At 44.0% G+C, this 12,573-nt stretch carries 17 protein-coding genes; 11 read left to right on the forward strand and 6 right to left on the reverse strand.

The annotated features are described in order from the left end of the window. Positions 1-17 precede the first annotated feature (17 nt). Positions 18-383, reverse strand: a complete 366-nt coding sequence (locus NHB35_RS10550; protein WP_353432315.1) for a hypothetical protein — start codon at positions 381-383, stop codon at positions 18-20. Positions 384-534: 151 nt separating this feature from the next. Between NHB35_RS10550 and NHB35_RS10555 the strand changes: the two genes are divergently transcribed. After that, positions 535-1,437 carry an aspartyl/asparaginyl beta-hydroxylase domain-containing protein gene (locus NHB35_RS10555; protein WP_353432316.1) on the forward strand — a complete coding sequence of 301 codons (903 nt, stop codon included), beginning with the start codon at positions 535-537 and terminating at the stop codon, positions 1,435-1,437. Positions 1,438-1,459: 22 nt separating this feature from the next. Here the strand turns inward: NHB35_RS10555 and NHB35_RS10560 are convergent, their stop codons facing one another. Continuing rightward, on the reverse strand, positions 1,460-1,759 hold the full coding sequence (locus NHB35_RS10560; RefSeq protein WP_353432317.1) for a DUF167 domain-containing protein: 300 nt from the start codon (positions 1,757-1,759) through the stop codon (positions 1,460-1,462). A gap of 23 nt (positions 1,760-1,782) precedes the next feature. Here NHB35_RS10560 and can point away from each other — a divergent pair, with 23 nt between their 5' ends. The 6 genes from can to NHB35_RS10590 are packed head-to-tail and all read left to right on the forward strand — an operon-like array spanning position 1,783 to position 8,020. Continuing rightward, entirely contained in the window at positions 1,783-2,448 is a 666-nt protein-coding gene (gene can, locus NHB35_RS10565) for a carbonate dehydratase (RefSeq protein WP_353432318.1), read from the forward strand. Between the two features lie 6 nt (positions 2,449-2,454). After that, entirely contained in the window at positions 2,455-3,354 is a 900-nt protein-coding gene (locus tag NHB35_RS10570; RefSeq protein ID WP_353432319.1) for a lipid A biosynthesis acyltransferase, read from the forward strand. Positions 3,355-3,379: 25 nt separating this feature from the next. Beyond that, positions 3,380-4,132 (forward strand): metallophosphoesterase family protein, encoded by a 753-nt coding sequence (locus NHB35_RS10575; RefSeq protein WP_353432320.1) that lies wholly within the window; start codon positions 3,380-3,382, stop codon positions 4,130-4,132. 3 nt (positions 4,133-4,135) lie between these two features. Continuing rightward, positions 4,136-5,554, forward strand: a complete 1,419-nt coding sequence (locus NHB35_RS10580) for a protein kinase (protein WP_353432322.1) — start codon at positions 4,136-4,138, stop codon at positions 5,552-5,554. Between the two features lie 43 nt (positions 5,555-5,597). Next, positions 5,598-6,335 (forward strand): pseudouridine synthase, encoded by a 738-nt coding sequence (locus NHB35_RS10585; RefSeq protein ID WP_215390850.1) that lies wholly within the window; start codon positions 5,598-5,600, stop codon positions 6,333-6,335. Between the two features lie 56 nt (positions 6,336-6,391). Then, positions 6,392-8,020: a peptide chain release factor 3 gene (locus NHB35_RS10590; RefSeq protein WP_353433446.1), complete on the forward strand. Its 1,629-nt coding sequence runs from the start codon at positions 6,392-6,394 to the stop codon at positions 8,018-8,020. 6 nt (positions 8,021-8,026) lie between these two features. Here NHB35_RS10590 and NHB35_RS10595 read toward each other — a convergent pair whose 3' ends face one another. Genes NHB35_RS10595 through NHB35_RS10605 form a run of 3 tightly spaced genes read right to left on the reverse strand, consistent with a single transcriptional unit; the run spans position 8,027 to position 9,374 of the window. Next, positions 8,027-8,257 carry a hypothetical protein gene (locus tag NHB35_RS10595; RefSeq protein WP_353432323.1) on the reverse strand — a complete coding sequence of 77 codons (231 nt, stop codon included), beginning with the start codon at positions 8,255-8,257 and terminating at the stop codon, positions 8,027-8,029. A gap of 2 nt (positions 8,258-8,259) precedes the next feature. Further along, positions 8,260-8,487 carry a DUF2798 domain-containing protein gene (locus tag NHB35_RS10600; protein ID WP_353432324.1) on the reverse strand — a complete coding sequence of 76 codons (228 nt, stop codon included), beginning with the start codon at positions 8,485-8,487 and terminating at the stop codon, positions 8,260-8,262. Between the two features lie 14 nt (positions 8,488-8,501). Further along, the gene (locus NHB35_RS10605) at positions 8,502-9,374 is read right to left on the reverse strand and encodes a DMT family transporter (protein WP_353432325.1); all 873 of its coding nucleotides are present in this window, start codon (positions 9,372-9,374) and stop codon (positions 8,502-8,504) included. A gap of 75 nt (positions 9,375-9,449) precedes the next feature. Between NHB35_RS10605 and NHB35_RS10610 the strand changes: the two genes are divergently transcribed. Genes NHB35_RS10610 through NHB35_RS10625 form a run of 4 tightly spaced genes read left to right on the forward strand, consistent with a single transcriptional unit; the run spans position 9,450 to position 11,808 of the window. Beyond that, complete coding sequence (locus tag NHB35_RS10610) at positions 9,450-9,959, forward strand: MOSC domain-containing protein (protein ID WP_353432326.1); 510 nt, start codon at positions 9,450-9,452, stop codon at positions 9,957-9,959. Then, the gene (locus NHB35_RS10615; RefSeq protein WP_353432327.1) at positions 9,956-10,351 is read left to right on the forward strand and encodes a GNAT family N-acetyltransferase; all 396 of its coding nucleotides are present in this window, start codon (positions 9,956-9,958) and stop codon (positions 10,349-10,351) included. Before NHB35_RS10610 ends, NHB35_RS10615 begins: the two co-directional genes overlap by 4 nt. A gap of 1 nt (position 10,352) precedes the next feature. Continuing rightward, positions 10,353-10,997: a histidine phosphatase family protein gene (locus NHB35_RS10620; RefSeq protein ID WP_353432328.1), complete on the forward strand. Its 645-nt coding sequence runs from the start codon at positions 10,353-10,355 to the stop codon at positions 10,995-10,997. 28 nt (positions 10,998-11,025) lie between these two features. Continuing rightward, a complete protein-coding gene (locus tag NHB35_RS10625) occupies positions 11,026-11,808 on the forward strand; it encodes a MipA/OmpV family protein (RefSeq protein ID WP_353432329.1) in 783 nt (260 codons plus the stop codon). 10 nt (positions 11,809-11,818) lie between these two features. On the opposite strand, the gene NHB35_RS10630 is transcribed toward NHB35_RS10625, so the two are convergent. After that, on the reverse strand, positions 11,819-12,565 hold the full coding sequence (locus tag NHB35_RS10630; RefSeq protein WP_353432330.1) for a sulfite exporter TauE/SafE family protein: 747 nt from the start codon (positions 12,563-12,565) through the stop codon (positions 11,819-11,821). Positions 12,566-12,573 lie beyond the last annotated feature (8 nt).

The raw sequence follows: 12,573 nt of genomic DNA on the forward strand, positions 1-12,573 counted from the left end.
TTTAAAACCACCGCAAATTAATCATTTATTACTTCTACACCAGAAACAAAATATTCTGTATCACCAAAACAGGTTGTCGGCAAACCGATATGTTGATCATACTTTATGGCAACTTTTTTTCCTAAGTTAGCATTTATTTTTTGCGCCACAGCATCATCACGCACCGTAAAGAGGAATTTTTCAGACATTGTTCCTGGCATAGAAACCATCGCCAATTCCCCCTCCCAAGTCTTGCAAACATAGCCGCGCTTAGAGAATTTCTGCACGTAACCAGCCCTTTCTCCACTGCCATAGCTCCAAGTGAGCATTAGCCAGGTATATGCTGAAATACCCACTAAGCCAATTAAAACAAGGCTTAAGAGCCATTTTGTAAAGCTATTCATGCGGTGTTCTCCTATTTTTATCCACATTAACCCTAACTGAGACAACTCTCTTGATTTACATCAAGTATAGGTGCTTATAAGAACAAGAAATAGTGTGCCGAGGCATTCGTTACAAATTAAAATTGATCCATCACTTTATTTGGCACAAGCAATGCAAGCTCGTCACATTATTTTTTTTCTCTTTGTAGCATCAGCAATTTATGTCTATTTCAGAGGGAAAGTTCGTTTTGGCGTAGTGAGATCACTAACCGATTACCAAGTTCTACTCGCCCCGATAAATGCTCTTTTGTATTTATTTTCAAAGGTGAAGGCGACCGCTTTTATTCCGGTAAGCCAATTCCCTGAAATGAAACCCTTGCAAGATAACTGGGAAATTATTCGTCAAGAAGCGCTTTCCTTAAATGCCGATGGTGCAATTGCTGCTGCCACTGGCTATAACGATATTGGCTTTAATTCCTTTTTTAGAACCGGCTGGAAACGTTTCCACTTGTATTGGTATGGCAAAGATTTGCCATCTGCCCAAACCAGCTGCCCCAAAACCGTTGCCTTGCTGAAATCAATACCCTCGATTAAGGCCGCTATGTTTGCCTCCCTGCCACCAGGGGCAACGCTAGTGCGTCATCGCGACCCCTATGCTGGATCACTGCGTTATCACATTGGTTTAGTAACACCAAATGACCCTAAATGTTTTATCGATGTAGATGGTGAGCGTTACTTCTGGAAAGACGGCGAACCTGTCATGTTTGATGAAACATTTATTCATTACGCCGCCAATGAAACAGATCATCAGCGCATTGTTTTGTTCTGCGACGTTGAAAGGCCTGTTCACACAAAAGTAGTGCAACTATTGAATCGCTGGTTTGGGCGCTATGTTATGAGTGCTGCCGCATCACAAAATGTTCCTGGCGAGAAGGTTGGTTTTGTCAACGTTTTATTTACTTATTTCTACCAGCTTCGCGCCCAAGCTAAAAAACTAAAAGCCAAGCACCGCTCGATTTATTACGTTGGCAAATGGATGCTGATCTTGGGAATTTTGTGGGCAATTTTTTGGTAGCCGCAAATCGATAGTTCAAATATTAATCTGGCATTAGTGTTTGAATAATTTGTTCGGCGCCAATATCGCCCTGAATTTCAAGCCGTTTTTTGCGACTGTTTTGTCCAGAAATAAATTGAATTTGTTTTTGTGGCACCCTTAGCTGTTTAGATAACCATGCTACGAGCAACGCATTCGCCTTATTTTCAATTGGCGGGGCTTGTAGGGCGATTTTGAGGCAATCGTCATGCAAGCCTAGCACTTTGGTTTGCTTAGCGCCTGGCTGGCAGTGCAGACTCAGCATCATTCCTTTGGGGGTTTGTTTTAACCAAATTGGCGCCATCAAACTACTTTAAACTTAAACCCATGCCATATAAAAATTCTCGAGCTTTAGATCATCTCTTTGCAAGCAATCGCCAATGGGCCGAAGGTATGGTTGCTAAGGACCCAGATTTCTTTAAAAGGCTATTAAGTCAGCAGGCCCCTGAATATCTTTGGATTGGTTGTGCTGATAGCAGAGTGCCTGCAAATGAAATCGTAGACTTGTTGCCCGGCGAACTGTTTGTTCATCGCAATGTAGCCAATGTAGTTGTACACACTGACCTCAATTGCTTATCAGTTATTCAATTTGCCATTGATCTTTTAAAGGTCAAACACATTTTGGTGGTTGGTCACTACGGATGTGCTGGTGTTCATGCAGCCCTGAGCGATAGAAGAGTAGGTCTTGCAGATAATTGGTTACGCCATGTAAAAGATGTTCATCAAAAGCACGAGCGCTATCTTGGTGATGTTTTGCCAACACCTAAGCGCCAAGATCGTTTATGCGAACTCAATGTTATCGAACAAGTGGTGAATGTCGGTGAAACCACTATTGTTCAAGATGCTTGGTCTCGCGGCCAAGACTTGACAGTTCATGGCTGGGCTTATCGTTTGGATACTGGCCTAGTTAATGATCTTGGCATGTCTTGCAGCTCAACGGAAGAAATGTTGGATCGTTACGCAAAATCAATCAAACGTTACGAGTCAGAGTAAAAGTTAGTGTTAAGCGCTTTTACAAATCATGCAAGCATTGCATGCTTAAAGCTACTATCAATACTTCCTTACAGAGTTCTGGTGTCGCTTGGCTATGGACTTGGATATATTGCAGCCAACATTCCTAGTGATCGTAATCGCGCAATCAAAATCAATTTGAAATTATGCTTCCCCGAACTTTGCGAATCGCAGATCAATCTATTGAGAAAAGAGCATTGGCGCTTATTGGGTCGAAGCCTAGTAGAAAAAAGCATTATTTGGCTGGGTAGCGAAAAGCAACTCTCGAAGTTAATTGAAGTGCAATCATCAGTTGATTTGACAAGTCGCAAGCCTCGGATTCTAGTGAATATGCACTTTACCGGAATTGAGGGAGCCATAATTTTGAGCGCTCTGGCTAAGCGTATGAATTGGCCAAGAACCTCGGGATTTTTCCAGAGAATGAAAAACCCTTTCTTTAATCAAAAAATGATTGAATGGCGTAATCGATTTGGGGGTAACTCTATTGATCGCCAAGGAAATACAAAAGCTATTATTCGCGAGATTCGTAATGGCGATCTTATTATTGTTGCGCCAGACATCGATCTCGGACTTAAAGATTCTGAGTTTGTCCCCTTCTTTGGAATTGAAACAAATACGATTACCACTGTTTCTCGTCTTGCAAACATTACTGGTGCTAATGTTTGCTTAATGACTACCACTCTAAAAGATGATGGATCAGGATATCTCTGCAAGATCAGCGAACCTTTAAAAGACTTTCCCACTGCCGACCATAAAGAAGATACAGCGCGCTTAAATAGGCGCTTTGAGGATGAAATTCGTCTACGGCCCGCTGAATATTACTGGGTTCACAAGCGCTTTAAAAATCGCCCAAATCAAGAGGCAAACCCCTACAACCCTTCTAACTAAAGGACTTTTGTCCTATCATTAGAAGATGACTGAGCGCATTGGACTGTTTGCTGATCTTCATAGCAATCTAGAGGCTTTTGAGGCCTGCATGACTAGAGCCGAAGAGCTTCGGGTCACTCGCATGGTTTTTCTTGGTGACCTAATTGGCTACAACGCAGACCCGGTTGCGGTTATCGAAAGAATTGCTGAACTAGTTGATTCTAAAAAAGCGTTAGCAATTCTTGGCAATCATGATGAGGCGATTTTCAAAGATAGTCGCAATCACATGAATGCAAGCGCCAATGCCGCGATTGAATGGACCAAGAGTAAGCTTAGCAATGCTCACGTGCAATTTCTAAAGGATCTTCCATTAATTATTAAAGAAGAAAAAATATGCTTTGTGCATGCTTCTGCCCATAACCCCGCTGACTGGAACTACGTTACGGACAGTATGAGCGCGTGGCGCTGCGCGCAGAGCTCTGGAAAGAGCTACACATTTGTTGGCCATGCACATGAGCAAGCTCTGTTTTATCAAAGTGCGGTGGGCAAACTCATTCGTTTTGCACCACATCCAGGAGATGAAATTCCAGTCCTTCAACATCGCCAATGGGTTGGTGTTGTAGGCTCACTTGGTCAACCTAGAGACGGAAATCCTGAGGCTTGTTTTGCAGTGTTTGAGCCAGCAACAGAAGTTCTCACTTTTCATCGCACTGCCTATGATCACTTTACAGCAGCCGATAAAGTCAGGCGCGCAGGGCTGCCAGAGGATTTGGCTAACCGTTTAATTACGGGCAAGTAGGCTATGCCCATAAATAAAGAAATTGAAGCAGTAGACGATATATTCCAAGAAGGCAAAGTCGTTGATGGCTTTGTTCTTGGGCAAGAAGTGCATCGTGGGGGAATGGCAAGCCTTTTTTCGGCAACCAAAGAAGGAATTGATGTTCCGATACTCCTCAAAATCCCAAGAGTGGGAAGAGATCAGCCAGTAGAAAGTCTGATTGGTTTTGAAACAGAGCTCACCATTTTGCGCTCTTTAAAAAGTCCGTATGTTCCTAAATTTTTAGGTGCCGGCAATATGGCAACCAGGCCCTATATTGCAATGGAAAGAGTGGAAGGCAGGCCGCTCGAAGACTTAATTAAAGAGGGTAAAGAATTTACGATTGACGAGGTTGTTCGCATCGGGGCTGACCTTGCGCAAGCAGTTCAATCGCTACATTCTCAGGATGCAATTCATTTGGACATCAAGCCAGAAAATATTCTGATTGATGACAAAGGCAAACTGACACTAATTGATTTTGGTCTTTCACACCACGATCGTTTTCCAGATTTGCTGGCTGAAGAAATGCGCAAGGGCGTTGGCTCAGCGCCTTATATTTCACCAGAGCAAGTAGCTGGGATACGCACAGACTCTCGGAGCGACATTTATTCCATTGGCGCCATCCTGTATGAGCTACTCACTGGTGAGCTTCCCCATGGAAATCCTCAAACAATGTCAGGCCTTAGAAGACGAATGTGGGCGAAACCATTTCCACCACGCGCTATTCGCAGAGAAATTCCTCGCTGGCTTCAAGAAATTGTTCTTCGCTGTCTTGAGCCTCGTGCTGCAGATCGCTATCAAAGCGCCGCTCGCCTACGCCAAGTATTGCGAGATCCAGACGGCGTCACCCTGACTGAGCGCGCAGATCGCGTTGAACCGCCAAGCTTTTGGGAAAATCTAAAGGGGATGTTTAGAGCGGCTGGCTATGAGCCCTCACCAAGCCCAAAACCTAGCATGGGGAACTATGATGCGCCGCTAATGATCGCTGCGATTGATACGCGCCAGTCCGATGAAAATTTACGCGAAAGAATGCAAACTACTGCAAAAAATTTACTGCAGGCTTACCCAGAAAGTCGACTTGTTTGTATAAGCACGATTGCAAGCACTCCAACCTTTGAGGGTAATCTTGAAAGCGAAACCGCAAGCGGCATTGTTCGTGGTCACTTAGTGCAATTGATGGATTGGGCAAAACCACTCAAACTTCCACCAGAGCGAATTTCATATCACGTACTGGAAGCGATGGATCCAGCAACACGAATTGTCGAATTTGCAAAAGATAATGATGCTTCACTTATTTTGATCGGCGCATCACACAAACTACCAAACAAAGTAACCCCTTGGCGAACCTCAATGACCAAGATTGTCGAAGAGGCCCCTTGTAGCGTTCATATCGTCAGAACTTAATCTCTACAGCAAGACAGATGCCTCTTTATCGGATAATGTGGCTATGGAAGAAAAAGTACGCGTCTCTAAATTGCTATCTGAACTTGGTTTGTGCTCTAGGCGCGAAGCTGACTCTTATATAGAGCAAGGACTAGTTACGGTCGATGGAGAGGTGGTCAACGAACTAGGCGTTCGTGCATATCGTCACCAGAAAATTGAGCTGCAATCAGGAGCCAAGGCACAACAAGCTTCTCGAATTACGGTCATTCTGAATAAGCCTGTTGGCTTTATTTCTCATTACGATGATGAACAAGAGTATCAACCTGCTGCATCTTTAATTACGCCTGAGAACTACTTTCCTAATCCACTCGATAAAAATCGTAGCCCCCGCTTTAACACTAAAGGCCTTGCGCCTGCAGGTCGCTTAGATATTGACTCTACGGGCCTACTTGTTCTGACCCAAGACGGTCGAATTGCCAAGTTATTAATTGGAGAAAATAGTCCAATCGAAAAAGAATATTTGGTGCGCGTGGAAGGCAGGCTTTCTTATGAGGATTTGGATCGTCTAAGACATGGCTTATCTTTAGATGGTGTTGCGCTCAAACCGGCTCAAGTCAGTTGGCAAAATGAAGAGCAATTGCGTTTTGTTTTACGGGAGGGCCGCAAACGTCAAATTCGCCGTATGTGTGAAATGGTGGGCCTAAGAGTGCTTGGATTGAAACGTGTGCGCATGGGGCGTGTGTCTTTAGGCCCTCTGCCGCCTGGCCAATGGCGCTATCTCAAGCCAGGAGAGCAATTCTAGCGAGGCTTGCCCGCTTATAATTGCCTCCGAACTAGATCAATCAACGCAGAATTACCATCGAAACTAATACCCCCAGCACCCCCGCCGCAGAAGTACTAAGACGTCGCAGCTTCGCCATCATCTCTCACCCAGATGCTGGCAAAACTACACTTACAGAAAAACTATTGCTTTACGCGGGTGCAATTCAGATTGCTGGAAGTGTTAAGGCCCGCAAAGCCAGCAGACATGCCACATCCGACTGGATGGAGATTGAGAAACAACGCGGCATCTCTGTAGCAAGCTCTGTAATGCAGATGGAATATCGTGACTGCATTATTAATCTTTTAGATACCCCAGGACACCAAGACTTCTCTGAAGACACCTATCGGGTTCTTACTGCGGTTGACTCTGCCTTAATGGTTATTGATGCAGCAAATGGTGTGGAATCGCAAACATTGCGCTTACTAGAAGTCTGTCGCGCACGAAACACGCCGATTGTTACCTTTATTAACAAAATGGATCGCGAAGTAAAGCCCCCAATGGAGCTAATGGATGAAATTGAATCCGCGCTCGGCATTGAAGTGGTGCCATTTACCTGGCCGGTAGGTATGGGTAAATCATTTGCCGGGGTAATTGATATTGCCAATAATCGCATGCGCATGTTCAAGGCTGGCGAAGACCGCGTCACTGAAGACTCTCATACAGTTATTGATATTAATGATCCAGCACTTAAAGAGCGCCTTGGTCTTGATCTTGAAAATGCTCTGGGGGAGGTTGAGCTAATTAAAGAAGCAATGCCAGCATTTGATCGTGAAGCTTTTCTGGCTGGTCGCCAATCTCCCGTATTCTTTGGCTCCGCAATTAATAACTTTGGTGTTCGAGAAATTTTGAACACGCTTGTTGAGCTAGCCCCTTCGCCTGGTGGTCGCAAAGCCCTACAACGTGAAGTCAGTCCAGCAGAAAATAAGTTCTCAGCAGTAGTTTTTAAAATTCAAGCAAACATGGATCCCGCTCATCGTGATCGCGTAGCTTTCTTACGAATTTGTTCTGGCCATTTTGAGCGCGGCATGAAACTGAAGATTTGTCGCAACGGAAAAGAAGTCCGCACCAACAATGCGCTTTCATTTTTATCGCAGCGTCGCGATATCTTGGATGAAGCCTTTCCAGGCGACATTATTGGCTTACCAAATCACGGGCTATTGCGCTTAGGCGATACGCTAACCGAAGGTGAGCAACTGCAATTTACTGGTCTACCGTTCTTCGCCCCAGAAATTTTTCGACTAGTTGAATCGGCTGATCCATTACGTTCCAAGCAGTTACGCACGGGACTGATGCAGCTTGGTGAAGAAGGCGCAATTCAAGTATTTCGTCCAATGGCAGGAGGCATCATGTTGTTGGGTGCGTTTGGACAACTGCAATTTGAAGTGGTTAGTCACCGCCTTCAGACAGAATACGGCGCTGAAGTTCGTTTGCTACCTGCACGCTATAGCCTTGCTCGCTGGGTGAGCTCTGATGATCCTGTAGCACTCAAAAAATTTACTCAAGAAAATATTCATCGTATGGCAGAAGACGTTGTTGGGGCACCAGTATTTCTGGCATCTCATAAGTCTGAGCTAGATGTAGCACAACAACGTTGGGAATCGATCCAGTTCCATGCCTTAAGAGAGCACGCCGGCCTCATTTATCAATCAGACCTAGCCGGCTAAAAAGCATCAACGTACTGAATTGCAACTAAAGACGGTTGCTAGAGAAGAGTCGCCACTTTTGTACTTGGCCACCTTGCCATACTGGGCACAGTAAGCATTTGCCTTTTGAGTCAATTGATCAATTGACTCGCCATCTGCATTCAAAAAAGTGACATGGTTTGAATCCGATGCATCCGTGTACACCGGTGTACAAGCCACTAGCGCAAAAACACTTATTAATAGACAAATAATCTTCATGCTTAGTTCTTTAGCTTTTCAAGAACTGCCGCGGTTATTTTCGTTGCCAAAGGTCGATAGGCCAATATACAAACGATCGCGACAGGATATGCGACTAGCCATACCTCTAACCAAAGCCAAAAGAAATTCTCGACAGCGCCAATGCGAACAAATGTTGTTGCAAGGGTGATGCTGGCAGACATTAAAAAACCCATCACCAAAGCAAAAATAAGATTGGGAATATTGATCATGATCCAAATATAAATTAAGTGCGCTTGACCAGCATTCTTTTACTTAAGATCACTGTAGAAACCACCAAGAATGCGAACACCATATTCATTGCCGTTAAATGATCGCCCAATAAAACACTGGCAGCCACTAATGTACAAAATGGTTGTATGAGCTGAACCTGACTGACCCTGGCAATACCGCCAATAGCTAGACCCTCATACCAAAAGAAGAAGCCGAGAAACATGGGGAAAAGACTTAAGTAAATGAAGCTTGTCCAAGCAAGTGCATCGGCATTCCAATACTCTGGCGTGAACATATAGAAAGCGGCAATGGCATTAATTGGAAGCGAAACCACCAAAGCCCAAGAAATAACCGCGCGCGGGTTCATGCGACGAGACAGCTCTCCGCCCTCAACGTATCCGATACAGGCGCAAATGCCTCCTGCCACCAAAAGACCGTCGATATAAGTAAAACTTCCTGCGCTTTTTAACAATGCATAAACCACAACTAATGAGGCGCCGAGCAGAGATACCAACCAAAACCCAATTGATGGACGTTCTTTAAAGCGAACCACTCCGATTACGGTTGTAGCTAAAGGCATCATGCCCAGTATGACCGCGCCATGCGAAGAGGATCCTTCTTTCATTGCCACAGTAGTAAATATTGGAAAACCAAATACAACACCAAGAGCAATAATGACAAACTTGATCCAGTCGGATCTTTGAGGCAAAGACGCTTGTTTGTAAATTAGATAAGCCAAAGCCACCAAGCCAGCCAAAAGGGCTCTAGCAAATGCAATGAAATAAGGATCAAAGCTAAGAACAGCAATCTTGCTTACGGGCAAGGTCAAGCTAAAAATCAGAATGCCGATAAAGCCTATCAACATTCCCTTACTTTCTTGGTTCAATCTCGTTCCTTTTGATGTATTTGAGATCATTGTATTAATAAAGCAAAGGCGATGAGCTGTAATATACAAATACCCATGGATACAACGTTGCCCCATATTCAAGCTATTTATATTGCTGCGACTGCTGGCGCCCCGATGCAATCATTGTCCAAAGCAAAGATCATTCCAATGGGAATAAAAGGGGATCGATACACTAACGGTAAAGGTGCTTACTCAGATACAACTCCCGGCAAAATACGCCATCTCAGCCTCATTACTGAATCGGGTATAGCTATTGCTAATGAGTGGCTCATGGCTGGAGAAGAGCCAACCTTCGATGCTTCACAAACCCGCAGAAATATTGTTATTGGCAATATGAGCGCGGATGATCTCAATCTATTGGTTGGTAAAACATTTGTATTAGGAGCACTAATTTTGAAAGGTGTAGAACTGTGTACGCCTTGTCAAAGACCTGCTCAGCTCTTGGGTAAAACAAACTTTATAGATGCATTTGAAGGGCGGGGCGGCTTAAGGGCTGAAATTATGAATATCGGAGAAATTTCGGTAGGCGATGTATTGAGCCTACAAACAAAGGATGAATCATGATTCAGTATCGAGACGACGCTAAAGTTACAGCCGAAGAAGCAATTGATTTATATATTCGCTCAACACTGGGTGAGCGCAGGCCAGTTGATAACAAAGAAACTTTTGAGGCAATGCTAAACAATGCCAATCTCACCATCACTGCATGGGATCAAAATAAGTTAATTGGGATTGCACGATCGTTAACAGATTTTTCATATGTTGCATATTTGGCTGATCTTGCGGTTGATGAACAATATCAACGCAAAGGCATTGGCAAAGAGCTCATTGCACAAACTCAAAGACGCCTGGGTCCTAACTGCATGATTGTTCTGCTAGCGGCACCAAAAGCAAATGAATACTATGAGCACATAGGCTTTGAACATAATCCACGGGCCTGGACACTGAAAAATTAGTATGAAAATCACTCGCTTCTGCTTAGTCCGTCATGGTGAAACCGATTGGAATGTCGCGCGTCGCCTTCAGGGCCACACCGATATTCCGCTAAACCAACACGGTATTGCCCAAGCAATACAAATGGCAAAGGCACTTAAGGCAATTGATTTGCAATTTGATGTTTTATATTCGAGCGATTTACAACGTGCGGCCAGCACGGCAAGTGCAATAGAAAAACAATTTAGCGTTAAATCCATTTCAGATCAGACTCTTCGGGAGCGCCATCTTGGAGCGCTTCAAGGCCTAACCATTGATGAGGCTCCACAGATCAAACCAGAACTCTGGTCTATTCACCTAAGCCGGAATCTTGATCACCCACTAGAGGGTGGGGAAAGTATTAAACAGTTTGCCAATCGCATTCATACTGCTTTGGAAAATATTCGAACTCGGCATGCAGGTCAAACCATACTATTGGTAAGCCATGGAGGCGCACTAGATATGATGTATCGACTCGCTAGCAATCAATCTCTGGAGTCCGAAAAAGCGGTAGCCGTACCCAATGCATCCCTAAACTGGATCAGCTATAACGGACATTCATGGCAAGTAGATAAGTGGGCCGACACAACCCATTTAGAAAATGTGGCTCTAGATAATTTAGATCTATAGCCGCGCCAAAATGCCCTATGATGACACAATGAAATTCATGATTAGGCTCTTCACTAGCTTGGCAGCCTTGGTGCTATCCATTTCTGCCTACGCCATAGACCTGGAGCCCGTCGATGTGCCCAATGGCCTGCCAAATCGAATCGTCGGCGATATTGGTGTCGCTGTTTACAGCTCTAATATGCATATTGGCACAGAGGGCACACAATCTTTAGTTCTTCCTTATGCTTTTTTTGATTACAAACGGTTCTTTGTACGAATTGATGAAGTCGGCATTAAGACATTTGAGTTGGGCAATGGATATCTTGAGCTGATTGGGAAAATTGACCTAAATACCTACAAAGTTAAGTCGCCATTTAATGGCGCATCGATTAATCGTAGCGATCCAATTCCTTTGGGTATTGGTACTTATCAAGAAACACCGATTGGTGGTTTTTTTGCAAATGCCTATCATGACTTTGGTAAATCCCATGGCGCTCTTTATGAGCTTTTGTATTTTGCAGAAGTAGAGACTTATAAAAATATTATTTTGTATCCAGAGCTTGGAATTGAAAGACAATCCAGTCAATACGCTAACTACTACTATGGCATGAATACTGGCGAAGCAAATGCAACGGGCTACAGCACCTACGTTGCGCCCGCCACTAATAATTTAATAGCAGGATTCATGCTAGAAATTCCAGTTGTAGACAATTGGTACATCAACCTCTATGGGCGTCGCAAATGGTTAGGCAACGGCATCAATAACAGCCCAGTTCTAAATCGTTCATTTCAAGACAATATTTTTGCAGCGCTTGCTTACCGCTTTAAATAGCTCAGGACAACTAAAAGGTCATCACGAGAATAGATGCGCCAGAAACAAACATGACCAACTCCATTAGCATTAAGAATTTTTCTTCTGGGAGAGCTAAAACTATTTTCTTTGAAAAAATTGCTCCCACCAAAACAAATACTCCAATAAACAAACCTTGAACTATTGCTGTGATATTCAGGAAACCGAGTTGATGAAAAGTAATCCCCTTCGTAAAGAGAATTGACAAAGTGCTTGCGGCCTCAGTTCCTAAAAATGCGCCTTTGCTTAAGCCGTAAGCCAAAAAAAATGGGGTATTGATTGCCCCCGTAGTAGCAACAATCCCCGTCAGATAGCCGATTGCGGCACCCACCAGGCCCATTTGCCAAAGTTCTAAATAAAAGTTCTTCTTGCGCATCCACCTTCGCACTGGGATTAAAGCAATCAGAAAAAATCCTAGGGTTATTTCTACCAGTCGCTCATTTAAAGCAACCAAGGTATTTACGCCCAAAATCACCGCGGGAACCCCAGTTAGGCTATAGACAAAACACACTTTCCAATTAATCTGGCTCCACCATAAAAAAATACGAGATAAATTGGCAACCGTAGCTACCAAAGCAATAATTGGAATTGCTTGAATCGGTCCATAGAAATAAACAAGGGCGGGCATCAAAATGATGGTGGTTCCAAACCCGATAACGCCGCCCAATATTCCGGCCGCCAAGCCAAGCGAGCCCAGCACAAAACCTTGTAAAACATAATCACCAAAACTGATAATCAAGATTTAAG

It is taken from the genome of Polynucleobacter sp. MWH-UH23A (genome assembly GCF_040409805.1).
Lineage (GTDB): Bacteria > Pseudomonadota > Gammaproteobacteria > Burkholderiales > Burkholderiaceae > Polynucleobacter.